The sequence below is a fragment of the Cohnella sp. CFH 77786 genome, assembly GCF_019400745.1.
Taxonomy (GTDB): domain Bacteria; phylum Bacillota; class Bacilli; order Paenibacillales; family Paenibacillaceae; genus Cohnella.
This window is the reverse complement of sequence record NZ_WJIB01000017.1, coordinates 106,978-129,711: the sequence shown is the minus strand read 5'-3', so window position 1 is coordinate 129,711 and position 22,734 is coordinate 106,978. Positions and strand designations below refer to the sequence as shown.

The following is a 22,734-nucleotide window of genomic DNA, read 5'->3' as shown; positions in this document are numbered from 1 at the left end:
TAACCCGGAAAACCCGGTTAGAGCGTCCCAAAGCGGCGAAATCCCCGCTGTAACCCGGAAAAACCCGGTTAGAGCGTCCCAAAGCGGCGAAATCCCCGCTGTAACCCGGAAAAACCCGGTTAGAGCGTCCCAAAGCGGCGAAATCCCCGCTGTAACCCGGAAAACCCGGTTAGAGCGTCCCAAAGCGGCGAAATCCCCGCTGTAACCCGGAAAAACCCGGTTAGAGCGCCCCAAAGCGGCGAAATCCCCGCTGTAACCCGGATAAACCCGGTTAGAGCGTCCCAAAGCGGCGAAATCCCCGCTGTAACCCGGAAAACCCGGTTAGAGCGCCCCAAAGCGGCGAAATCCCCGCTGTAACCCGGATAAACCCGGTTAGAGCGCCCCAAAGCGGCGAAATCCCCGCTGTAACCCGGAAAACCCGGTTAGAGCGCCTCAAAGCGGCGAAATCCCCGCTGTAACCCGGAAAAACCCGGTTGAAAGCAGCCCCCAATCCCTTTACCGCTCATTCCGCGACCCCATCCCGTGAAGCCTCCGATATTGATCCGGCGTCAAGCCCTCTTTTCTCCGAAACGTGGCGACGAAATGGCTCGGGTCCCGGAACCCGACAGCCGACCCGATTTCCCTCACCGTCATGTCCGCCAGGACGGGCAGCTTTTCCTTCGCCTTGCGAACCCGCAGATCGATCAGGTACGCGTAAGCCGTCTGTCCGAACAGGTGGCGGAACCTCTCGTTCAACTGCCGTTCCCCGATCCCCAGCCGTTTCGCCATATCGGACAAGCTGAGCCCCGGATCGGCATATTCGCGTTCCATCCATTCGAGCAGGTTTTGCATCTTTTCCATTCGTCTTGACATGGAGGGACGATGATCGGTTCGGCCGGCCGTTTTGAGCAGGGTCAGAAATCGGTACAATTCGGCGGAAAGCTCCCAGCCGGAGCGGTCCACGCCGTTCTCCGCCGCTACGAGCATGTGCTCCCACTGGGCGGCAATCCGGTTTTCCGCCGCATCCCATTGGATTCGTTCCGTACGGGGGCCGAACATGGAGGAAATCCATTCGGAAGCCATGCGTCCTTCGAACGTGACGTAGGCCGTTTGCCAGATTGACGATTTTGCGCGGTAGCGATGCGGCATGTCCGGATACAGAAGGATACCCGATCGGGGAGGCAGCCTCCAGGTCAATCCTTCCGCATCCACTTCTCCTTCGCCGTCCAACGTATGCAGCCAATGGAAACACGGATAACCCATAGGTCGATCGATCGGTTCCTGATCGGTGTTGAGGCCCACGGTTTCCAGCTCGATGGGAAGCGGTGCCATCGGCGCCGACGTGACGACCCTTCTCATTCCGCAAAACCTCCGTTTTCTTATATCGATCTCTTTTATCTTATATGGGAATCGGGTTTTCCGCATCATAAAATGAGAGTGTAAAATGTACCGTTTTATTTCATAAGAATACGAGGTGCAGACGCAAGCATGATCAACAAGAAAAAACCGAAGATCTGGTACGGCGGCGACTACAATCCGGACCAGTGGGAGAAGCCGATATGGGACGAGGATGTCCGCATGTTCAAGCTCGCGGGCATCGACGTGGCCACGCTGAACGTATTCGCCTGGGCGAAGAACCAGCCGAATGAAGAGACTTATGACTTCGGTTGGCTTGACGAAATGATGGACAAGCTGCACGCGAACGGGATCGGCGTTTGCTTGGCGACAAGCACCGGAGCCCATCCGGCTTGGATGGCCCGCAAATATCCCGACGTAACGCGCGTGGACTTCGACGGCCGCAAACGCAAATTCGGAGGAAGGCACAACTCTTGCCCGAACAGCCCGAATTACCGCTTGTTCTCGGTGCGCATGGCGGAGAAGCTCGCGGAGCGGTACAAGGACCATCCTGCGCTGCTGATTTGGCACGTATCCAACGAGTATGGGGGCTACTGCTACTGCGACAACTGCGCGGCAGCTTTCCGCGTTTGGCTGCGGAAGCGTTACGGCACCTTGGACGAAGTGAACCGCGTATGGAACACGGCTTTCTGGGGTCATACGTTCTACGATTGGGAGGACATCGTGCCCCCGAGCGGCATCAGCGAAGAATGGCGCGGGGCGAACGGGCGGACGGAAACGAATTTCCAAGGGATCTCGCTCGATTATCGGCGTTTCCAATCCGACAGCCTCCTGGAGTGTTATGAACTCGAAAACGATGCCCTGAAGAAGCACACGCCGGACATCCCCGTAACGACGAACCTGATGGGCGCTTACAAGGAACTGGATTACCACAAGTGGGCGCGCAAAATGGACGTCGTCTCCTGGGACAACTACCCGGCGGCCGACACGCCGTTCAGCTATACGGCGATGATGCACGACCTGATGCGGGGGCTCAAAGAAGGCCAGCCGTTCATGCTCATGGAGCAGACGCCGAGCCAGCAGAACTGGCAGCCGTACAACGCGCTCAAACGTCCCGGCGTGATGAAGCTATGGAGCTATCAGGCCGTGGCGCGCGGAGCGGATACCGTCATGTTCTTCCAGCTCCGCCGTTCGATCGGCGCGTGCGAGAAATACCACGGGGCGGTCATCGAGCACGTTGGCCACGAGCATACGAGAGTCTTCCGGGAATGCGCCGGGCTCGGCGCCGAACTGCACGCGCTCGGAGACAGGCTGCTCGATAGCCGGTTCGACGCCAAAGTCGCGATTCTGTTCGATTGGGACAACTGGTGGGCGATTGAAATGTCCAGCGGTCCGACGATCGAGCTGCAATACGTGAAGGAACTGCACAAATACTACGCCGCGCTTTACAAAGCGAATATCGCCGTTGACGTGATCGGGGTGGACGCGGACATCAGCGGCTACGACATTGTGCTCGCGCCGGTGCTGTACATGGTGAAGCCGGGAATCGCGGAGAAGCTCGAAGCATACGTGAGCGGAGGCGGTGCGCTCGTGACGACGTTCTTCAGCGGCATCGTGGACGAGAACGACCGCGTCGTCACCGGAGGTTATCCGGGCAAGCTGCGCAAGCTGCTCGGCATCTGGGCCGAGGAGATCGACGCGCTATTGCCGAGCAAGAGGAACCGCATCGTATTGAATTCGGGTGCGGAACTGCCGCGCGCCGAGTACGATTGCGGCATGCTGTGCGATCTGATCCACTCCGAAGGGGCGGAAATCAAAGCGGTGTACGGCGACGACTTCTACCGCGGCATGCCCGCTCTCACCGTCAACCGGTTCGGGGATGGGGAAGCCTGGTACTTGGCCACGAGCCCGGAGCAGCAATTCCTCGACGATTGGCTTCCCCGGCTGTGCGCTTCCCATGGGATCGCTCCATTGCTCGAAGGCGCGCCGGACGGCGTGGAGACGACCGTCCGCGTGAAGGACGGAGCAGAGTATCTGTTCGTGCTCAACCACAATGAAGCTCCCGTCACCGTCACGCTGGGGAACGAGCCCGTGACCGACTTGATCGGCGGGCGGACGTTGTCCGGCTCCGCCGAGCTGCCGGGACGCGATCTGTGGATTTTGCGCCGGTAATCCGGTATTCGAAGGGGGCTCAAGCGAGCATGGGTCAAATTCCCGTACCCAAACCGTATATCCGCGAGTTCGAAAAATTAGGCTACGGCATGTTCATCCACTGGGGGCTTTATTCGCAGTTGGCCCAAGGGGAATGGGTCATGAAGCTAAGGAAAATCCCCAAAGAGGAGTACAGCCTTCTCCAAAACACGTTTACGGCCGAGCATTTCGACGGACGGGAGATCGCGCGTCTGGCCAAGCGGGCGGGCATGAAATACATCGTGCTGACGGCGCGCCATCATGACGGGTTCTCGCTTTACGACACGAGGGGCCTGAGCGATTACGACTCCATGCACAGCCCGGCCGCCCGCGATTTGATGGCCGATTTCGCGGCCGGCTGCCGAGCGGAAGGCATCGTTCCCTTCTTTTATCACACGACGCTCGATTGGTACGTAGACAGCTACCGGGAAGATTTCGAGGCGTATCTTCGGTATTTGCAGCAATCGGTCGAGATTCTCTGTACCGAGTACGGCAAAATCGGCGGCATGTGGTTCGACGGAAACTGGGACAAGCCGGATGCCGATTGGCAGGAAGACGCGCTGTACGGCATGATTCGCCGCAACCAGCCGGAAGCGATCATCGTCAACAATTCCGGCTTGCATAAGCTCGGGGTGTACGGCCATCCGGAAATCGATTCGGTCACCTTCGAACAGGGACGTCCCCATCCGATGGACCGCCGGGGCAAGCCCAAGTACGTCGCCGCGGAGATGTGCCAAACGATGGGCGCTTATTGGGGATACAGCGGCGCCGATTTCGCCTTCAAATCCACGAAGGAACTGATCGAGCATTTGTGCGCCTGCCGCAAAGTCGGGGCGAACTATCTGCTGAACATCGGCTTGACCGGCACCGGCCGGGTCGCGAAGCTGCAGGAAGCGATGCTCGAGACGATCGGGGATTGGCTCCGCGTATTCGGGCAAGCCATCTATACGACGGCGCCTTGCGGAATCGCCGGAAGCGGCAGCGATTTCGGACTGGCGGGCGAAGACGGCAAACTGTACTTCTTCGTCCACCAATTGGCGGTGTCCGGGGATTGGAACGTGACGGTTCCTTCCGGCGGCGTCGGTCCGCGGACGTTCACGGGGGTGCGCCGGACAATCCGGTCGATCCGCTGGATGGACAACGGGGAAGAGCTGAGCTTCGTGCACGACCCGGCGAAGGATTTGTTCTCGTTTCAAGCGACCGGTTACCCGTACGGCGAAGATTACGTCGTCCGGGTGGCCGAGGCGGTAACGGAAGATTAATCGGTAGACCAAGGCTGCAACTGGCCGGGGTTACTCGTATGGACAGGCTTCGACGACGATAGCAGCCGTTTGTTGTAGAAATCATATGGGAGGGACAACCTTGAATTTATTCGACCGTTGTTCGGATCGGAATTTAAGTCCGGAATTGAAATGGATGAACGAGCCGGGCTCGTGGGCCTTCGGCGAGAACGGAGCATTGGAAATCGCGGCTCCTCCCAAGTCGGATTTCTTCATCGACCCGTCGGGACAATCGGTCAGGTCCAGCGCGCCGTTTCTTTATGCCATGAAGCGCGGGGATTTCGATATGGTTACCAGGGTCGGCGTGGAGATGAAGGCCCCCTATGACTCCGGATGCTTGATGGTCATGTCGGATGACGGCCACTGGGCGAAGCTTTGTTTTGAATTTTACGAAAGCACTCCTACGATCATCAGCGTCGTCACGAATAACCATTCGGACGACTGCATCTCCTGCAAAGCGGAAGCAAGTAAGCCCTATTTACGCATCAAGAGAGCAGGAAACTGTTTTACCTTTTATTATTCGGCAGATGGTCAAAAGTGGGAAACGATCCGGTATTTCGGCCTGGATTGCGAAGAGGAGATCAGGATCGGCGTTGTGGCGCAATCCCCCACAGGTGAAGGATGCAGGGTCACCTTCGAGCATTTGGTCGTTACGTAAAGAGTAGAAATCGGCAGCTGAAATCAGGGGCGTCCCCGCAGGTCCGTTTAGGACTTTGCGAGTCGCCCCTTTCGAATGGCCAGGCTGCAACGTAAATGATCGGCTAAGCCGGCTTCAGGAACGACGGCAGTGGGGCTCATTTTAGTGGGACATTTTCCCGCTCAGCCCGTCCCGGCACCGGTTTGCTGACTAGCGCCAGCTGCGTAGATTGTTCACACGGTAAGGCGGGGGCGTATTGACTCCTCCCAAGGAACCAGGTTCTGGTTGGCAGGGACGGGCCGGATTGTGCGGGCAGCTCCCTATCGAGATTTGGAGGCCATGACTTTCGCAATGAAAAGGACCGCCGGGATCCATGATCCCGAACGGCCCTTAGCCAACCGAAGCCTTCATGCCAACTGACGTCTTACCTTAAAGCCGAATCCGCAGCTCCGTGCCGCCGGCGGCAGGCGTGACGCGCACGCCGCGCTCCGTCGGCTCCGCGCTTCCGCCTTGCACCGAGGCCACGGCCTCCACGCCCCGCAGCAGCAGGCTCCAGTTCGAAGCCTGGCCTTCCGCCCGAACGTTCACTTCTCCGCCGGAACGGGACGCGGTGACGCGCAGCGCGGAATGGCCGGCCGTATCCGGCACGTTCGCGATCGCCGACGCGCCGTCCTGCAGGGCGAACAGCTCGAGCGTTGCGCCATCCGCGTAATCGTAATCCGGCCGGCTGTCCACCGCGCCCACCGGGATGAGGCTGTTCTCGCGGACGAACAGCGGAAGGCTGAAGTAATCGTACTTCTCGCGGCGCCAGACGCCGCCTTGCACTTGCTCGCCGCTCAGGAAGTGGGTCCAGGTTCCTTGCGGCAAGTAGTAGAGCGCTTCTCCGTGCTCGTTGAAAATCGGCGCGACGAGCAGGGAATCTCCCAGCATGTACTGGCGGTCCAGGTAGTCGCTCGTCGGGTCGCCGCCGAACTCCATCACCATGGCGCGCATGAGCGGCACACCGAGCGTGGAGGATTGGACGGCTTGCCCGAACAGATAAGGCATCAAGCGGAGCTTGAGCTTCGTGAAGTGGCGGAGCACGTCGACCGCTTCCTCGTCGTAAACCCACGGAACCCGGTACGAGGTGCTGCCGTGCAGGCGGCTGTGGCTGGAGAGCAGGCCGAATTGCACCCAGCGCTTGTACAGGTCCGGCGGAGAGCTTTGCTCGAAGCCGCCGATGTCGTGGCTCCAGTATCCGAAGCCGGACAAACCGAGCGACAACCCGCCCCGCAAGCTTTCGGCCATCGACTCGTACGTCGCTTCGCAATCGCCGCCCCAGTGGACCGGGAACTGCTGGCCGCCAGCGGTCGCGGACCGGGCGAAGAGCGCCGCCTCGCCTTTGCCGCGTTTTTCTTCGAGCAGCTCGAAAACGGTTTTGTTGAAGAGCTGCGTATAATAGTTGTGCATTTGCATCGGGTCGGAACCGTCATGCCAGACGACATCCGTCGGAATCCGCTCGCCGAAGTCGGTTTTGAAGCTGTCGACGCCCATGTCGAGCAGGACGGACAGCTTGTCCTTGAACCACTGGCAGGCTTCCGGGTTCGTGAAGTCGACGAGGCCCATGCCGTACTGCCACATGTCCCACTGCCAGACGCTGCCGTCCGGCCGTTTGACCAGGTAGCCTTTTTCCATGCCTTCGTCGAACAGGTACGATTTCTGCGCGATGTAGGAGTTGATCCATACGCAGATATGCAAGCCCTTGGCCTTAAGCCTCTGCAGCATGCCCCGCGGGTCCGGGAACACCCGTTCATCCCATTCGAAGTTGCACCATTCGTACTCCTTCATCCAGAAGCAGTCGAAATGGAACACGGCCAGCGGCAGGTCGCGCTCCGCCATTCCGTCCACGAAGCTCGTGACGGTCGCTTCGTCGTAGTTGGTCGTGAACGAGGTGGTCAGCCACAGCCCGAACGACCAGGCCGGCGGCAGCGCCGGTTTGCCCGTGAGCGAGGTGTAGTTGCTCAGGACGTCCTTCAGCGAGTCTCCGCCGATCACGAAATACTCGAGCTGCTCGCCCGGCACGCTGAACTGCGTTTTCGAAACCTTTTCCGATCCGACCTCGAAGGAGACGAGCTCGGGATGGTTGACGAATACGCCGTAGCCCCGGTTGGTCACATAGAACGGAACGTTCTTGTAGGCTTGCTCGGAGGCCGTTCCGCCGTCCTGGTTCCAGATATCCACGGTTTGCCCGTTTTTCACGAACGCGGTGAACCGCTCCCCAAGCCCGTACACGGTCTCCCCGACGCTCAGGCCGAGCTGCTCCCGGATATGGTGGTGCCCGTCGGCGGCTTTGATAAACGCGGTGCAGCGGGTGCCGCTTTGCGTCAACACCCGTCCTTTGTGCGAATAGACGATGGAGAGCGGATGTTTCTTCGTGACGGTGACCGTCGTGTCCCCGCTCGTCAGGCTGACCGCAGCTTCCGTGTTCTCGATCCGGACCGGCAACTCTTTGTCTTCCCGGATCGGGAAGGAGGAAGGCGTGCGGCGCACGCCGCCTTTATGATGGTAAAACTTGGCCCGGATGATGTCCGGGAGCGGAGAAGAGAACTCCAACGTCAAAAGCGGCGCGTTGAGCGTGTTTCCTCTATTTTCCTGGCTTCTGAATGCGGCGTACAAAGTGATGCCGTCCGCCCGGACGGATACGTCGACGATTTCGTAGGGGCTCAGGATCTCGTATCCTTCTCGGACCATCCAATAGCCATCGCTGAATTTCATCGAATCTCTTCCTTTCATCGTTCGAATAGAGAAACCGTTTCCACTAACATTATACTGATTGAAATCGCGGTTATCTTGCATTATTATGCTTATATCTAACAGAATTCTGACTTTTTGGGGGCGAAAGATGGATAAGCGCGGTTTGCTTGAAGAGCGGCGTCACGGCAGCTTGGATTTTCCCGTCGGGTTTTACCGTACCGAAAGGGAGGCGGGAGAGCCGATTCTGGACAGCCACTGGCATGCGGAAACGGAGTTTCTGGCGGTCGAGAGCGGGCAGGCGATATTCCAGATCGGATTGTCCAGCTTCGAGGTGCGGGCGGGCGAAGCCTTGTTCATTCCCGGAGGCGAGCTGCACGGCGGTTATGCGCTCCACGCTTCGGCCTGCACGTATTCTGCCCTTGTTTTCGATTTGGATTGGCTGATGGGGGGGCAAGACGGGGTGACGACCCGGTTCCTGAAACCGCTGCAAAGGGGAGAACTGACGCTGCCTCTTCACTGGAATCAGGAGACGCAGGGAGGGCAGGCGGCTTACGCCCGGATCATGACGCTCATCATGGAAGAGAACAATTTGGACGATCCGGCCCGCGAGCTGCGGGTCAAAGGCCATCTCCTCCTGCTGTTCGCCGATTTCCTCGGGGCGGGGATGGTCGTCCGCCGGGATCCGTGGGAAGCTTCGGAGTCCGGGACGCCGGAGCGGATCAAGCAGGTCATCACGCACATGGAAAGGCATTTCGGCCGCAAGCTGGCGATCGGGGAACTCGCCGCCATCGCGGGGATGAGCGAAGGGCATTTCAGCCGGACTTTCAAGACGTACGTGAGGAAAACGCCGATGGAGTATTTGAACGCGATCCGGCTCCGATACGCCGCGGAGAAGCTGCGACAGCCCGGCGTAACGGTGGCGGAAGCCGCGATGGAAAGCGGGTTCGACAACTTCAGCTATTTCAGCAAAATGTTCCGGTTCGTCTATCGCTGCACGCCGTCGGAATACCGGAAGAAGGACCATTAGAGGAGTTGACGGTTATGGACAGCAAAGAAAGGTTTTCGAGCCGGGTGGACGCGTACGTCAAATACCGGCCCGGTTATCCGAAGGAAGCGATCGATTACTTGTACGAAACGGAAGGGTTCCGGGCGGGAGCGGAAATCGCCGACATCGGAGCCGGCACGGGCATATTCACGAAGCTGCTGCTGGAGCGGGGCAGCAAGGTGGCCGCGGTCGAACCGAATCGGGAAATGCGGGAGGCGGCCGCCGCGGAGCTTGGGAACGATCCGAATTTCCGCGCCCTGCCGGGATCTGCCGAAGCTACGGGCCTCCCGGGCGCTTCCGTCGATTTCGTCGTTTCCGCCCAAGCGTTCCATTGGTTCGATCGGGATGCGGCCCGAACGGAGTTCCGGCGAATCCTGAAGCCGGGCGGCAAAGCGGCGCTCATCTGGAATTCCCGGCTGACGTCCGGCTCTCCATTCCTGGAAGCGTACGAGCAACTGTTGCACAGGTGGAGCACGGACTATGCGAGCGTCAACCACAAGAACGTTTCGGAGGAAATCCTGGCCGCGTTCTTCCAAGAAGGTACGATGCGCACGGCCCGGTTCCGGAATCGGCAAAAATTCGATTATGACGGGCTGAAGGGCCGGCTGTTGTCGTCTTCCTATGCGCCGGAGACCGGTCACCCGAACCATGAGCCGATGCTGCGAGAGCTGCGCGAGCTGTTCGACCGGAGCGAAAGCGACGGCCTCGTTTCCTTCGACTACGAGACCGAGATCTATACGGGAGAAGTGTGAGTCATTCCGTTACAAAAGGGAGGAGTCCCCAGCGCCGGTCGCGGCGAGGGACTCCTTTTTGGAGTTTCCATAAGTCATTTCAACACGATGGGGCTCCGTAAGACGGCGGGAGCGTCCCGCGCGAGCAATTTGCCCGCGACGGGGCTCCGTAAGACGGTGGGACCTTCTTGCCTGCGTTACTTGCCTCCGCGTTTCAAACTCTCTTTCCACTGCTGCTTCTTCGCGTCCTTGTCATTCTTCATGACGACGGTGTACTCGTACGGGACGCTGTTGTTCGTGCCCGCGGGCGCGGCGAATGTCGTCATCATGACGACTTTGCCGTACTGGGAGCCGCGGATCATGTCGGCCAGATCGATCCGATCCTGCTCCGACATGTTCAGCGGGTTATCCAGCCGGATGACCTTCACCCTCTCGCCCGAACCGTTTCCGCCGCCTTTTTTGTACCCGATGAACTGCACCTGATAGTTCACGTATTGGCCGGTCGCCTGCTCCAGGCTGAGGAAGCCGGAAGTGTCCGTCATCGGGTCGATCGTGACCCCGTTCAGCCGGAGGTTCGACAAATACCAGCCGGACTCCGTGAAGCCCCAGTCGGTCATGTATCGGAAACCGAGCAGCACCTTCTTGCCGGCGTACGCGCTCAGATCGAACGTTTCCGTTGTCCAGCCGCCCGAGCTGCCCGTGAAGCCGGGGAGGTTCGCCTTGATGGTCGGGTGCCCTTCCTCCACGAGATCGCTCCGGGTATCGGCATTGGACAGCGAAGTCCACGTGCGGCCTTGGTCCTCGGACACTTGAACCGCACCGAAATCCCATTGCTCTTCAATGTTGTACGAGGTGTCGAAGGAGATCGCGGGGGCCGTCTCGCCGGTCAAGTCCAGTTCCTTGATCAGGAAGTTGTCGGCCAAATCCCCTTGGTTCCCCCACAGAACGGCTCCCCGTTCGGGGTCTTGGGCGGTCGTCCAGTTCGTGCGGAGGAAGTCGAGACCCTTGAAGATCAGGCTTCCGATTTTCTTGTCGGGCGTGATGACCTTGAAGTCCGTGCCCCACGCAGGCGTCACGTTATCGGGGAGTATAGAGCTGTCCAAGTTCGGCGCAAGATCGATGGACGAGAACCGGTAGGTGTTATTGTCTCCTTGGTATTTGCCGTCCAGCATGATCGCGGTCATGTAGTCGGCGTATACTTGCTCGAAGGTTTTGCCCGCGTTCACCTCCGCAAGCGCTGCATTGATGCTGTCGATGCCGTGCAGGGGGCTGAGGAACAAATCCCGGATGAAATCCTCGCCGTAATGCTCGTACAAGTACAGCTGGAACAGGTAGGCGTTGCCGTAGTCGCCGAGGATTTGCAAATCCGTCTGGTCGCCCCACAACGTCAGGGAGTTGCGGAGATGGTTCATGAAGAAGTCCACGTGCCCTTGGGAATGGCCGTAGCCGACAAGATATTGGGCGAAATCGGACAGTCCTTCGTTCACGAACGTGTCTTCGCCGGAATCGGTGTCGCGATGCAGCAAATGCTGGAACTCGTGCGCGAATACGCCTTCGTAGAGATACGGCTTCGCCGCGTTCGGCCCCGTGCGGTTCAGCCAGTCGAAGTTGTCCACCGTCATGACGTTGCGGTCGGCGAAATCGCTGATCGCCGGCGAGAAATACCCGGCGATGTAGCTCGGATAGTTCGCGTCATAATAGCTTTGGTCCTTGATGTTGTCGATCAGGATGACCGTCCGCCCGCTGTCGTCCTTGTACCAGCCGTTGTACCCGTCTTCTCCCTTGCGCTCGGCGGGCGGGGCGAAAAACTCGATTTCTTTGGGGTACATGCGGGAGTCGAACTCGCTCAGCAAATACTGAACCTGTTGGTCGGTAATTTGCGTCATCGAATTCCTCGGATCTCCCTGCGGGAAGTTCAGATTGTTGGCCACCCAGACTTCCCCGTAGGTGCCTACCGCTCTCAGCGTGAAATCCGTCAGGCTATATTGGCCGGTGTAATCGTTGTGAGTCAGCCACTTCTTCACGAGTCCGACGTCCGAGGCGCCCAGGCTGGGCGCTGCGGAGGAAGCCGAAGCGGAAGGGGATCCGGCGCCCGTCAGATCGAGCCGGTTCGAGGCTTGGACGTCGGCCAGCGTCTCGGCGCGCAGCTTCGGACCGATGTCCAGCACGGCAGGGTTCGGGTTGAAGCCGCTCGGCTTCGCAGAGGCCCAGGCAGGGAGCGACAGGCTTCCGATGAGCAGTAAGGACGACAAAAGGCCGAACGTTTTTCGGGATTTCATGAATTTCCTCCTTCATATCGCGAATATCCGCCATCGCGGTATCCACATAATAGCAGGAAGGAAGAATTTAGGAAGTGCCTTGCCGATCAGTCGTTCCGTCCCGTTCGATAAGCGGGATGATCCATTCTTCCTACATGTTTGTCAAATGGCGTCGGTCGGCAACGGATGGTCGGAAGCTGGTGTAAACTGGCCATAGCGATTCCCGAAAGGAGTTCGGCATGCGGTCCATCGAGGATTACGAGGGGTTGGTCCGGCGACTGGAGGCGGAAGCCAAGGCCCGTCCGGAAACCTATAAACGCAAAGTCGTCCGGCTGACGATGCTCGGTTACGGCTATCTCTATTTCATGCTGCTCTTGGGTCTGGCCGCGGCCGGACTTCTGGCGTTTGTTTTCGTCTATTCGCATACGCTTCACGCGCTGCTGGCGAAATTGATTTATTTGGCCGCGATCGTGCTTTATCTCATCATCCGTTCCTTATGGTTCAAAATCGAGCCTCCGGATGGGCTGGAAATCGCAGAGGCGGAATATCCGCGGTTGTTCGGCCTCATCCATGAGGTGAACCGCAAGCTGAATGGACCGAAAATCCACCATGTCCTGATCGACGACGACTATAATGCGGCGATCATGCAATGGCCGAAATTCGGATGGTTCGGGTTTCATCGCAACTACTTGCTGATCGGGCTGCCGATGCTGCTCGCGCTTTCGGAGACGGAGCTGAAAGCCGTCATCGCCCACGAGATCGGCCATTTGGCGGGAGAGGACGGCCGGATGGGAGCCTTCGTTTATCGCACGCGCGAATCCATGGCCCGCCTCATGACCCGCCTGGAAGAAGAGCGGCGCGGATGGGCCACCTTTCTGTTCGCCGCTTTCTACCGGCGATATATCCCTTACTTCCTGGCCTACACGTTCGTATGGCAACGTCAGCAAGAGTATATGGCGGACCGCAAATCCGCCCAGGTCGTCGGATGCAAAGCGGCTGCCGCGGCCTTGCTGAACGGAGCCGTAAAAGGGCGCTATTTGCAGGAAAAGTTCTGGACGCCTCTCTTCTCAGACGATTCCCTCTCTCCGGAAGTGCCGGACAACGTCTTCGCCAGCATGCGGAAAGCGCTCATGACGCCTCCGGATCCGGAAGAAGCCGCAGCCTGGAAGCGGGAAGCCCTGGAGGAGGAGACGGGCCTTCTGGACACGCATCCATCGCGGAAGGACCGGATCCGGAGCCTGGGAGTCGAAGCGGGGCAACTCGAGGCCGCGTATGAACCGGGGGTGTCCGAATCCCGGGGAAATGAGCCGGAGAAGCTCGTGCAAGCGCTGAGCCGGATTTGGGCGGAAAACGTTCGGGAGTATTGGAGCTCCATGCATGAGGAGAAACGGAATGCCCTGGAGGAGTATTCCCGGCTGAAAGAGCAAGGTGACCGGCTGGAGAAGGCTGATGAGATCGTTACGCTCGCCAAGTTAACGGAACGGTTCGATACGCCGGAAGCGGCGCTGGCGCTGTTCCGGAAAGCGTGCGACAAGCAGCCGGACCATGCGGGGGCATTGTTTCACGCGGGCAGAATCCTGCTCGGCCAGGAGGACGAATCGGGAGTCGGTTTCGTGGAGCGAGCCTACAGAACGGATCGGGATGCCACGGTTCCCGGCTGCGAGTTAATCATCGAATATTACCGGAAACGGGGGATGGATTCGGCGGCGGAGCCTTACCGGGAGATGCTGGAGAAGCACTATGCATTTGTCGAGCGGGTGGAAGAGGAGAAATCGGAAATCACGACGGACGACGATTACCGGAGTCACGAACTGCCGGAGGAAGAAGTCGAGAACCTGAGGAAACAGCTGGAGACGTTCGAGGAAGTCAGGCAGGCGTTTCTGGTCCGCAAGGAAATCGCCGCGGACAAGGATGCCCAGGTGTACGTGCTCGGGTTCACGTTTAAGAGGCCGTGGCATGTGGAAAACGAGGACAAGTTCGACCAGGGGCTGTCGGACCGGATCGCAAACAAGCTCGTCTTTCCCCATGAAATCTACGTCTTCCCGCTTAACTTGGAAAACCGCCTATTTAAGAAGCTGCTCGGCAGCATTCCACAGTCGCTCGTGTACGAGAGAAAGAAATGAGGCCGATTCAACGGCCGTCGCCGCCGGTCCTTTTCGCATTTTAAGAGGTTTCCCCTTTCCGGTCCCTTTCGCGCTGGAAGCCGTACGAACGTTACTCGGCCGTCAAAACGTGACGACTAGATCCGTCGTACGCATTTCCTGATTCAGATAAGGGCTTCTGACAATGAGGTATACAGATCCGTCGGGAAGCGGTATGATGGGATAGCAAACTTGTATACAAGTATACACAGGCCGCCACGAATCGGATTTCACGGGAGCGCGTTATGGATGAGGCAATATCCGAAAGCATGGCTGCAGGGTGCGTCCTTCGGCGAATCGATCGCTTGCCAGCTGCGGCTGCAGATCATTGACGGTACGATCAAGGCCGGCGAAGTGATTTCGGAAAATAAAGTGGCCGCCGATTTCGGCATGAGCCGTTCGCCGGTCAGGGACGCTTTGAAAACGTTGTCGAACGAAGGGCTCATCCGCCTGGAGAGAATGGGCGCCATCGTGCTCGGCATGAGCCTGGGGGACGTCGAGGAACTGTATGACGTGCGCTATTTGATCGAGAGCTTCGCCCAGCAGCGGATCGCTGGCGAAGACAATGCGAAGCTGTTGGCTTTACTGCGGCAAACGATCGACAAGATGGAATTGGCCGTCAAGCATCAGGACGCCGAGACGTTTTCCTATTTGGATTTCAGCTTCCATGAAGCAATCGTCAAAGAGGCGAAGCATCGGAGAGTCCAGCATCTTTGGAACAGCATCCGGCAGATCGTGCTGACGGTAATGCTGATCACGACGGAAGAGGTATTCTCAGAGGGCGAGGCCCGGATCCTGTCGGTTATCGATAAGCACAGGACGATCCTCCGCGCGCTCGAGACCCGGGACGTGGGCGTGATCGGGCAAGTGGTGCGGGAATATTTCGCGGATTCCCGGGTTACTCTGCACATCAGTTTTCAATAATCAAGTCCTCGCCGCATGGCAAAATTTGCAGATAAGTATACAAATCGCTGAGCTTCGTCATGTAAGGAGCCCGGCTTGCGGGAAAGAAGGAATCAGCCATGTATATGATCGGAGTCGATATCGGCACGACCAGCACGAAGTCCGTGCTGTTCGAAGCAAGCGGCAAGGTCGTCGCCAAGGCGGACGAAGGGTATCCGCTGTTCACCCCGGCACCTTCGGTGGCGGAACAGGACCCGAACCAAATATTCGGCGCGGTCGTCCACACGTTAAAAGGGGTCATGACGCAAAGCGGAGCGAATCCGAACGACGTCCTGTTCGTCTCGTTCAGTTCGGCCATGCACAGCGTCATCGCCGTAGACGCGGAGGGCACGCCCTTGACCCGCTGCATGACGTGGGGGGATAACCGAAGCGCGGCGTGGTCCGACCGGCTCAAACGGGAGCTGAACGGGCACGAAATCTATATGCGGACGGGAACGCCCATCCATCCGATGTCTCCCCTTGCCAAGCTGATGTGGCTTCGCCATGAGTATCCCGAGCTGTTCCGTCCGGGGAACAAGTTTATTTCCATTAAAGAGTACGTATTCGCCAAGCTGTTCGGGCAATACGTGATCGACCATTCCATCGCTTCGGCCACCGGTCTCCTGAATTTGGAGAAGCTCGACTGGGACGATGAGGCGCTTCGGATCGCCGGCGTCTCCCGGGACCAACTCTCGCAGCTGGTACCTACGACGCACGCGCTTACGGGCATGAACCCCGGGTATTCGGCGCAAACGGGGCTCGGCAACTCGACCCCGTTTATCGTCGGCGCGAGCGACGGCGTGCTCTCGAACCTGGGCGTGAACGCGATCGCGCCGGGTGTCGTGGCGGCGACGATCGGCACGAGCGGGGCGATCCGGACGGTCGTCGACCGGCCGATGACGGATCCGAAGGGCCGGATCTTCTGTTATGCGCTTACCGGGAAGCATTGGGTCATCGGGGGGCCGGTCAACAACGGCGGCGTCCTGTTCCGCTGGGTCCGGGACGAGTTCGCGGCCGCGGAAGTGGAGACGGCGAAGCGTCTCGGTTCGGATGCCTACGATCTGCTTGCGCAGATCGCGGAGCAGGTGCCGGCGGGCGCTGAAGGCTTACTCTTCCACCCTTATATGACGGGGGAAAGGGCTCCTTTGTGGAACGCCAACGCGCGCGGCTCTTTCTTCGGCTTGACGCTGCATCATAAGAAGGAGCATATGATCCGCGCGGTGCTGGAAGGCGTCATTTTCAATCTGTACACGGTGCTGCTGGCGATGGAAGAGAAGATCGGCCGTCCCCGCAAAATTCACGCGACCGGGGGTTTCGCCCGATCGCCGCTGTGGCGCCAAATGATGGCGGACATTTTCGACCAGGAAGTGATCGTGCCCGAAAGCTTCGAGAGCTCCTGCCTCGGAGCGGCCGTGCTCGGCCTGAACGCGATCGGCCGGGCGGACAGCCTGGATATCGTCTCGGGCATGGTCGGCGCCACGCACGCGCACAAGCCGAATCCGGAGAACGCCCGCATTTATCATCAGCTGCTTCCGATTTTTATTTCCATTTCGAGGAAACTGGAAGAAGAGTACGAGGCCATCGCGCGTTTCCAGCAGAAATTGAGCCTCGGTTGATCGCAGCATCGAAGAGAGCCGGGATCCCGCGTGAGGGACTCCTGCTCTTTTCGTCTCCGCCCCGTCGCCCGGAGAGCGGTCCTACGGAGCGGATTGTTCGAACACGACCGGGAGCTTGAACAGCAGGCAGAACATCAACGTAAACAGGATAAAGGCGATGACGCCCCATAGCGGCCTTTTTTGATGCAGCCGCAGGAAGGGGAAAATGATGAGATCCAGGAACAAGGACCATCCGAAACCCCAGTTTCGGTGATGTTCGAATACGCCCAGCCAATCCGCCAGCCACTCGTGGGAAATAAAAATCGAGGAAAAAAGCAGGTTGTACAGAATTTGTTTGATCCGTCCGTTATCCGGATAACGGCTGAGAAAAATCATGACCACGAGCGGGTAGATGCAAATCGCGACCGTTGCATTCATGAGATTGTGCGCAAGATGGAGGGAAGGAGATTCGTAAGTCCAGAGATGGCGGGACTCCGTTAAATGGTTATAAAGGAAATCGCCCACCAACATCACGTAGATGGTCGCCCGGAATTCCGTGAAACGCCGCCAATCCGCCCATTTCAGCGCGGCGAGCAACCACCCGGCAAATCCGATCACGTAAATAATTTCAACCATAAGACCCATCCTGATCTCGCCTGAGGGCATGTAATCGTTAACGTTTAACATTCTCCCATAACAGGAAAATTATGCTTGATTTTGCGGGTGGCGCGAGTCTTCTCCCCGGACGGTTTCGCTTTGGCGGAATCCGAATTGGCACGAAACTTGCTAGGCTAAGGATGGACCATGCATAGCATGGAAGAAGGAACCGAAACGGGTGATCGCCATGTGCCCAGGATACGGCTACGGCATGCTGCTGCAGCAAGCCGCCAAATTGCATATGACGCCGAAGCTGCGGCAGGCGATTCGGATTCTCCAGCTGCCGACGCCGGATCTTCTGGAGACCATCCGTCAGGAGCTGGAGCAGAATCCGGTTCTGGAGGCCGTGGATTTGCCTTGGATCCCGGTCCGTCGCGGGCCGTCCGGTTTCGATCCGCTTCAACACGCCGCCGTTCCCGCGAAACCGACTTTGGAGCGGCATTTGGAGGAGCAGCTGGGGACGCTAAGCGGGATCGCTCAACCGCTCAAGCGGATCGTCCGATATCTGATCGGCAACGTCGATCCCAACGGCTATCTCGTGCTTCCGCTGGAGCGGATCGCCGAAGACCTGCGGATCGACCTCCGGCAGGTGGAGACCGCTCTGCGGATTCTGCAGGGCTTCGAACCGGCGGGCGTGGGCGCCCGAAGCTTGGCGGAATGCCTGCTGCTTCAGGCGCAAGCGATGCCCCGTTGCCCGGAACTGGTGACGCTGCTCATCCGAAATCATCTGGAGGACCTGGCGAAGCTCGGCCCGGCGGTCCTGGCCAAACGGCTGGAAGTGCCGCTTGCGGATTTGCGGGCTGCATACGGGATGATCCGAAGCCTGAACCCCCGCCCCGGGGACGCTTTCCAGCCTGCCGACATTTCTTACGTGATGCCCGATGTCCGCATCGAGCGGGACGGGGAGTTTTTCTCCGTCACCGTACTCGATGCGGCGGCACCCCGGTTGACTGTCCATGAAAGGTACCGCGCCATGGCACGGGAGAACGGAACGCCCCCGGAAGCGCGCAAATTCCTCGCGTCCAGCTTGAACTCCGCGTCCTTCCTTATCAAGTGCATCGAGCGGAGGCGGCAGACGCTGTGGCGGGTGACCCGGGCTATCGTGGAAGAGCAGGCCGATTTTTTCCACTATGGCGTTTCCCGGCTCAAACCGCTCGTCCTGAGGCAAATCGCCGACCGGGTCGGCATGCATGAATCCACGGTCAGCCGGGCGGCCGCGGGAAAATACGCCCAGACCCCGTGGGGAGTATTCGAGCTGGGCGATTTCTTCCCGTCCGGCTTCAACCAGGGGAGAGAGGACGCCGCTTCGGCGGCAAGCGTCAAAGAGCGGATCCGCGAGCGGATTCAAGCCGAAGACGTCCGCGCCCCCTTTTCCGACCAAGCGCTGGCGGATCTTCTGGCGGAAGAGGGAATCCCGGTGGCCCGCCGCACGGTGGCCAAATACCGGGAAGAGCTCGGCATCGCGAGCTCGGTCAGACGGAAGGCAAAATTTTGACCCACAGATTCATGTCTTCGAATTGGCCGCCGATGTCGCAGTTTTTCGTCAGCCGGCCGGAATACCGGTAGCCCGATTGCCGAAGCGCCGCGTTCATGCCGAAAGACATGGCCCTGGACAACGAATACGCGGAGCGGATGCGGCGCTCCGTGAGCTCCTCTTCCAGTGCACGGATCAGCAGCCGCATCAGCCCTTTGCCCCGGTAAGCCGTCAGGGTCGCGCAGTCCGTGATCTCCGCGTTGCGGCAGCTCGCGTTGATTTCCGCCGAAGCCGCGCTCACGATCCGCCCTTCGTGTTCATACACGTAAAAGACGGCTTTCCCGCCGACCGCTTTCGCGACATAGGCGGGATCCATGATCGGCGTAGGATACGTGCCGAAGACGCTGGCGTACAACGAGGCGAGCGTTTGCGCGTCCTCCTTCTCGGCTTTTCGCAATCGGCAGCCTGCTTCCGGCGCGTTCGGCTCCGGCTTGGGAGAGAGGGACATCACCCGTTCCAGGATCCGGTCTTCCTCGATCCAGCTGCCGCTCGTTCTGCGCTCCGCATCCAGGTAACAGGCCATGCAATAGGCGTCCCGCCCGTCGAAATACGCCTCGTAAATTCCCTCCAGCATATATCCCCGCGACAACAGCATCCTCCAATCCTCTTCGCGGGTTTTGATGAAAATTTTGGTGAACCCGTGCTCGCGCGCGAGATCGATCATCCTTCCGCAAATCGCTTCCAGGTTTCCCTCGTAGTCGTCCACCCGGAGCCTCAAGCTGACGGCATCGAGGCAATAGTGCAAGGCGTAGTCGCTCCCCGTCTCCCTGCAGTCGGTCAATCCCGCCGGTTTCGAAGCCATTCCGATCCCTCCTCATTTCCGCCGGGCTGGTTCCGCCCTCGGTCTTCTCTCTCCAATACGTGATTCTGCTGCCTATCGGATACGCAAAAACGGTGCCAGTCGATCGCCGCAAGCTGGCATAGTTTTTGCTAGATCCCATGGTCGAAGGGAGACCATGAATCGGGGGCGTTTCCATGGAACGGGAGCATCTGATCAAGCCGCTGTTGGATCGCCGGTATCCGAAGGTACGGTATGGCCAAGGCGCGTATCTGTACGACGAAGACGGCAAGCCGTATCTGGACGCTTGCTCCGGGGCGGTGACGGCGGGGATCGGGCACGGGGTAGAGGAAATCGTCGAGGCGATGCGGGAGCAAGCGGGGAAAGTCTCCTTCGTCTACCGCTCCCAATTCACGAGCGAACCGGCGGAACGGCTCGCGAAGCGGCTGAGCGACGCGGCCCCGGGCGGGGGCTACTGGTCGTTCTTCGTCAACAGCGGCTCGGAAGCGACGGAGACGGCCATGAAAATCGCCATCCAGCATTGGCAGGAGCGGGGGAAACCGGAGAAAACGGTAATTTTGTCGCGGCGGATGAGCTATCACGGGATTACGCTCGGCGCGTTGTCCATGTCGGGCCATCCGGTCCGGAGAAGGCGGTTTGAGCCTCTGCTGGAGGAGTGGCCGCTGGTCGCGCCCCCCTATTGCTATCGCTGCCCGATGGGCCGTACGTTTCCGGAGTGCATGCTGGCCTGCGCCGACGATTTGGAAGCCGCGATCCGGCGAATCGGCTCCGAGCATATCGCGGCGTTCATCGCGGAGCCGGTCGTCGGGGCGGCAGGCGGCGCGGTGGTCCCTCCCGACGGCTACTACCGGAAGGTGAAGGAGATCTGCGAGCGGAACGAAATCCTGTTTATCGCCGATGAGGTGATGACCGGAATCGCGAGGACCGGCAAGCTGTTCGGGATCGAGCATTGGGGCGTGGAGCCGGATCTGATCGCGCTCGGCAAGGGGCTGACCGCGGGATACGCCCCGATGGCGGCGGCCATGGCGAAGGACGGGGTGATCGAGCCGATCCTGCGGGGCTCCCGAGTCGTCATGTCCGGCCACACGTTCAGCGCGAACCCGTTGTCGGCGGCCGTCGCCCTCGCGGTTCTGGATTACGTGGAGAAGCATGATTTGGTGCAGGCGGCGAGGGAGAAGGGGGAGCGGTTGTTCGGGCGGCTGCGGGAAATGGCGGAGCGATGCGAAATCGTCGGCGACGTGCGGGGGCGGGGCCTTCTGCTCGGCATCGAGTTCGTGGCCGACCGCGGAACGAAGCGGATGTTTCCGCCGGAAGCGGGAATAACCGCCAAGGTTGTCGAGGTTGCGTTCGGGAAAGGTTTGCTCGTCTATCCCGCCGCGGGCGGCGCCGACGGAGCCGGAGACGCCGTCATCGTCGCTCCGCCGTTTACCGTGACGGGGGAGGAGCTGGATATCGCGGTTCGCCTGCTGGAGGAGACGATTCTGGAGGTGGCGAGGGAGGTGCGGGGATGAACAAGGTGAGAACGCTGGAAGAGGTGCTCGAATGGATCGAGGACGGCTGCGCCTTGATGTACGGCGGGTTCGGCGGCATCGGCACGCCTCCTGCGCTGGTGGATGGAATTCTGAAGAAAGGGGTCAAGGACCTGACCCTGATCGGCAACGACACCGGCTTCCCGTGGATCGGCATCGGCCGGCTCGTGACGGAGGGCCGGGCGCGCAAGGCCATCACGTCCCATATCGGCTCGAATCCGAACGCCGGCCGGCAGATGGAGGAGGGGACGCTTGCGGTCGAGTTCCATCCGCAAGGCACGCTTGCGGAGAAAATCCGGGCCGGGGGCGTCGGACTGGGCGGCATTCTCGTCGACGTCGGCGTCGGCACGATGCTGGAGGAAGGCAAAGGGAAGGTGGAAATCGACGGCCGCACGTATCTGATAGAGCCGGCGCTGACGGCGGACGTGGCGATCGTCCATGCGAGCCAGGCGGATCCGTTCGGCAACCTCGTCTACGACAAGAGCGGCCGAAACTTCAACCCCCTGGTCGCGATGGCCGGACGGCTGACGATCGCGGAGGCCGACGAGATCGTGCCGCTTGGCTCGCTTGACCCGGAGCGCATCGTCACGCCGGGCATTTTCGTGGATGCGGTCATACCGGGCAAAGGGGTGAATTGGATATGGGCATGGGAGAAGCAAGCCGCGACAGGATCGCGGAACGCGCCGCACGGGAACTGAAGGACGGCATGGTCGTCAATTTGGGCATCGGCATTCCGACGCGGGTCGCGGACTTCATCCCGTCAGGCGTCCGGGTCGTTTTCCATGCCGAGAACGGCATTCTGGGCGCGGGTCCGTCGCCCGTGCCGGGCGAAGAGGATCCGTTCCTCTGCAACGCGGGCGGATTCCCCGTCACCCTCGCGGAAGGAGCTTCCTATTGCGACAGCGCTATCGCATTCGCCATGATCCGGCGAGGCTGCATCGACATGACGGTGCTCGGGGCGCTGGAGGTCAGCCAGAGGGGGGATCTCGCCAACTGGATCGTGCCGGGCAAGCGGGCCGCGGGGATCGGGGGCGCGATGGAGCTCGCCCAGAAAGCAAAGAAGGTCGTCGCGGTGATGAATCACGTCAACCGCGACGGGGAACCGAAAATCCGCAAGCGGTGCGCTTTGCCCCTGACCGCGCGGGAATGCGTCGATCTTATCATCACGGACATGGCGGTGATCGCGGTGACCCCGGAAGGGCTCGAGCTGCGGGAGATCATGTCCCCTTATACGCTGGAGGAAGTGGTCAGCCGAACGGATGCGGAGTTGCGGATTCCGGAACCGGAGCGCATCGTGTATCTCCCATAGGGGAGGGGAGAGGTTGAGT

The 22,734-nt window shown here is 59.8% G+C and carries 17 protein-coding genes; 12 read left to right on the top strand and 5 right to left on the bottom strand.

What is annotated here, in order from left to right; translation table 11 throughout:
• Positions 1-495 precede the first annotated feature (495 nt).
• Complete coding sequence (locus GE107_RS21525) at positions 496-1,338, bottom strand: AraC family transcriptional regulator (protein WP_219642825.1); 843 nt, start codon at positions 1,336-1,338, stop codon at positions 496-498.
• Positions 1,339-1,467: 129 nt separating this feature from the next.
• On the opposite strand from GE107_RS21525, the gene GE107_RS21520 reads away from it, so the two are divergent.
• The 3 genes from GE107_RS21520 (at position 1,468) to GE107_RS21510 (ending at position 5,463) form a co-directional block, all read left to right on the top strand.
• Positions 1,468-3,507, top strand: coding sequence for a beta-galactosidase (locus GE107_RS21520; protein ID WP_219642822.1), 2,040 nt, complete (start codon positions 1,468-1,470; stop codon positions 3,505-3,507).
• A gap of 29 nt (positions 3,508-3,536) precedes the next feature.
• A complete protein-coding gene (locus GE107_RS21515) occupies positions 3,537-4,787 on the top strand; it encodes an alpha-L-fucosidase (RefSeq protein WP_219642820.1) in 1,251 nt (416 codons plus the stop codon).
• 100 nt (positions 4,788-4,887) lie between these two features.
• Positions 4,888-5,463 (top strand): DUF1349 domain-containing protein, encoded by a 576-nt coding sequence (locus GE107_RS21510; protein WP_219642818.1) that lies wholly within the window; start codon positions 4,888-4,890, stop codon positions 5,461-5,463.
• A gap of 408 nt (positions 5,464-5,871) precedes the next feature.
• Here the strand turns inward: GE107_RS21510 and yicI are convergent, their stop codons facing one another.
• Positions 5,872-8,196, bottom strand: coding sequence for an alpha-xylosidase (gene yicI, locus GE107_RS21505; RefSeq protein WP_219642804.1), 2,325 nt, complete (start codon positions 8,194-8,196; stop codon positions 5,872-5,874).
• A 127-nt stretch (positions 8,197-8,323) separates the two neighbouring features.
• Here yicI and GE107_RS21500 point away from each other — a divergent pair, with 127 nt between their 5' ends.
• Together GE107_RS21500 and GE107_RS21495 are read left to right on the top strand one after the other, a co-directional pair.
• Positions 8,324-9,202, top strand: coding sequence for an AraC family transcriptional regulator (locus tag GE107_RS21500; protein WP_219642794.1), 879 nt, complete (start codon positions 8,324-8,326; stop codon positions 9,200-9,202).
• A gap of 14 nt (positions 9,203-9,216) precedes the next feature.
• On the top strand, positions 9,217-9,972 hold the full coding sequence (locus tag GE107_RS21495; RefSeq protein ID WP_219642791.1) for a class I SAM-dependent methyltransferase: 756 nt from the start codon (positions 9,217-9,219) through the stop codon (positions 9,970-9,972).
• A gap of 176 nt (positions 9,973-10,148) precedes the next feature.
• Here the strand turns inward: GE107_RS21495 and GE107_RS21490 are convergent, their stop codons facing one another.
• Complete coding sequence (locus tag GE107_RS21490; protein ID WP_219642788.1) at positions 10,149-12,230, bottom strand: M6 family metallopeptidase; 2,082 nt, start codon at positions 12,228-12,230, stop codon at positions 10,149-10,151.
• A gap of 218 nt (positions 12,231-12,448) precedes the next feature.
• On the opposite strand from GE107_RS21490, the gene GE107_RS21485 reads away from it, so the two are divergent.
• The 3 genes from GE107_RS21485 (at position 12,449) to gntK (ending at position 16,908) form a co-directional block, all read left to right on the top strand.
• Complete coding sequence (locus GE107_RS21485) at positions 12,449-14,332, top strand: M48 family metallopeptidase (RefSeq protein ID WP_219642776.1); 1,884 nt, start codon at positions 12,449-12,451, stop codon at positions 14,330-14,332.
• A 267-nt stretch (positions 14,333-14,599) separates the two neighbouring features.
• Positions 14,600-15,274 (top strand): GntR family transcriptional regulator, encoded by a 675-nt coding sequence (locus GE107_RS21480; protein ID WP_219642773.1) that lies wholly within the window; start codon positions 14,600-14,602, stop codon positions 15,272-15,274.
• Positions 15,275-15,372: 98 nt separating this feature from the next.
• Positions 15,373-16,908 carry a gluconokinase gene (gene gntK / locus GE107_RS21475; protein ID WP_219642757.1) on the top strand — a complete coding sequence of 512 codons (1,536 nt, stop codon included), beginning with the start codon at positions 15,373-15,375 and terminating at the stop codon, positions 16,906-16,908.
• Positions 16,909-16,989: 81 nt separating this feature from the next.
• Here the strand turns inward: gntK and GE107_RS21470 are convergent, their stop codons facing one another.
• Entirely contained in the window at positions 16,990-17,523 is a 534-nt protein-coding gene (locus GE107_RS21470; protein WP_219642754.1) for a CBO0543 family protein, read from the bottom strand.
• Between the two features lie 208 nt (positions 17,524-17,731).
• Between GE107_RS21470 and rpoN the strand changes: the two genes are divergently transcribed.
• On the top strand, positions 17,732-19,039 hold the full coding sequence (gene rpoN / locus GE107_RS21465) for an RNA polymerase factor sigma-54 (RefSeq protein ID WP_255570735.1): 1,308 nt from the start codon (positions 17,732-17,734) through the stop codon (positions 19,037-19,039).
• On the opposite strand, the gene ablB is transcribed toward rpoN, so the two are convergent.
• On the bottom strand, positions 19,017-19,880 hold the full coding sequence (gene ablB / locus GE107_RS21460) for a putative beta-lysine N-acetyltransferase (RefSeq protein ID WP_219642749.1): 864 nt from the start codon (positions 19,878-19,880) through the stop codon (positions 19,017-19,019). The two genes, rpoN and ablB, sit on opposite strands and share 23 nt — an antisense overlap.
• Positions 19,881-20,053: 173 nt before the next feature.
• On the opposite strand from ablB, the gene GE107_RS21455 reads away from it, so the two are divergent.
• From GE107_RS21455 to GE107_RS21445, 3 genes are read left to right on the top strand one after another with little or no spacing between them, the layout of a single operon-like run.
• Positions 20,054-21,388, top strand: a complete 1,335-nt coding sequence (locus GE107_RS21455) for an aspartate aminotransferase family protein (protein WP_219642746.1) — start codon at positions 20,054-20,056, stop codon at positions 21,386-21,388.
• Entirely contained in the window at positions 21,385-22,104 is a 720-nt protein-coding gene (locus tag GE107_RS21450) for a CoA transferase subunit A (RefSeq protein WP_219642743.1), read from the top strand. The genes GE107_RS21455 and GE107_RS21450 overlap by 4 nt, the downstream gene beginning before the upstream one ends.
• Positions 22,047-22,715: a 3-oxoacid CoA-transferase subunit B gene (locus GE107_RS21445; protein WP_219642741.1), complete on the top strand. Its 669-nt coding sequence runs from the start codon at positions 22,047-22,049 to the stop codon at positions 22,713-22,715. The genes GE107_RS21450 and GE107_RS21445 overlap by 58 nt, the downstream gene beginning before the upstream one ends.
• The last annotated feature ends 19 nt before the right edge of the window (positions 22,716-22,734 follow it).

What these genes read in the sequence shown, in the direction of transcription:
- GE107_RS21480 (WP_219642773.1), top strand. Translation starts at nt 14,600, where the DNA reads ATGAGGCAATATCCGAAAGCATGGCTGCAGGGTGCGTCCTTCGGCGAA.
- GE107_RS21450 (WP_219642743.1), top strand. Translation starts at nt 21,385, where the DNA reads ATGAACAAGGTGAGAACGCTGGAAGAGGTGCTCGAATGGATCGAGGAC.
- yicI (WP_219642804.1), bottom strand. Translation starts at nt 8,196, where the DNA reads ATGAAATTCAGCGATGGCTATTGGATGGTCCGAGAAGGATACGAGATC.
- rpoN (WP_255570735.1), top strand. Translation starts at nt 17,732, where the DNA reads ATGTGCCCAGGATACGGCTACGGCATGCTGCTGCAGCAAGCCGCCAAA.
- GE107_RS21525 (WP_219642825.1), bottom strand. Translation starts at nt 1,338, where the DNA reads ATGAGAAGGGTCGTCACGTCGGCGCCGATGGCACCGCTTCCCATCGAG.
- GE107_RS21485 (WP_219642776.1), top strand. Translation starts at nt 12,449, where the DNA reads ATGCGGTCCATCGAGGATTACGAGGGGTTGGTCCGGCGACTGGAGGCG.
- ablB (WP_219642749.1), bottom strand. Translation starts at nt 19,880, where the DNA reads ATGGCTTCGAAACCGGCGGGATTGACCGACTGCAGGGAGACGGGGAGC.
- GE107_RS21495 (WP_219642791.1), top strand. Translation starts at nt 9,217, where the DNA reads ATGGACAGCAAAGAAAGGTTTTCGAGCCGGGTGGACGCGTACGTCAAA.
- gntK (WP_219642757.1), top strand. Translation starts at nt 15,373, where the DNA reads ATGTATATGATCGGAGTCGATATCGGCACGACCAGCACGAAGTCCGTG.
- GE107_RS21520 (WP_219642822.1), top strand. Translation starts at nt 1,468, where the DNA reads ATGATCAACAAGAAAAAACCGAAGATCTGGTACGGCGGCGACTACAAT.
- GE107_RS21455 (WP_219642746.1), top strand. Translation starts at nt 20,054, where the DNA reads ATGGAACGGGAGCATCTGATCAAGCCGCTGTTGGATCGCCGGTATCCG.
- GE107_RS21445 (WP_219642741.1), top strand. Translation starts at nt 22,047, where the DNA reads ATGGGCATGGGAGAAGCAAGCCGCGACAGGATCGCGGAACGCGCCGCA.
- GE107_RS21515 (WP_219642820.1), top strand. Translation starts at nt 3,537, where the DNA reads ATGGGTCAAATTCCCGTACCCAAACCGTATATCCGCGAGTTCGAAAAA.
- GE107_RS21500 (WP_219642794.1), top strand. Translation starts at nt 8,324, where the DNA reads ATGGATAAGCGCGGTTTGCTTGAAGAGCGGCGTCACGGCAGCTTGGAT.
- GE107_RS21490 (WP_219642788.1), bottom strand. Translation starts at nt 12,230, where the DNA reads ATGAAATCCCGAAAAACGTTCGGCCTTTTGTCGTCCTTACTGCTCATC.
- GE107_RS21470 (WP_219642754.1), bottom strand. Translation starts at nt 17,523, where the DNA reads ATGGTTGAAATTATTTACGTGATCGGATTTGCCGGGTGGTTGCTCGCC.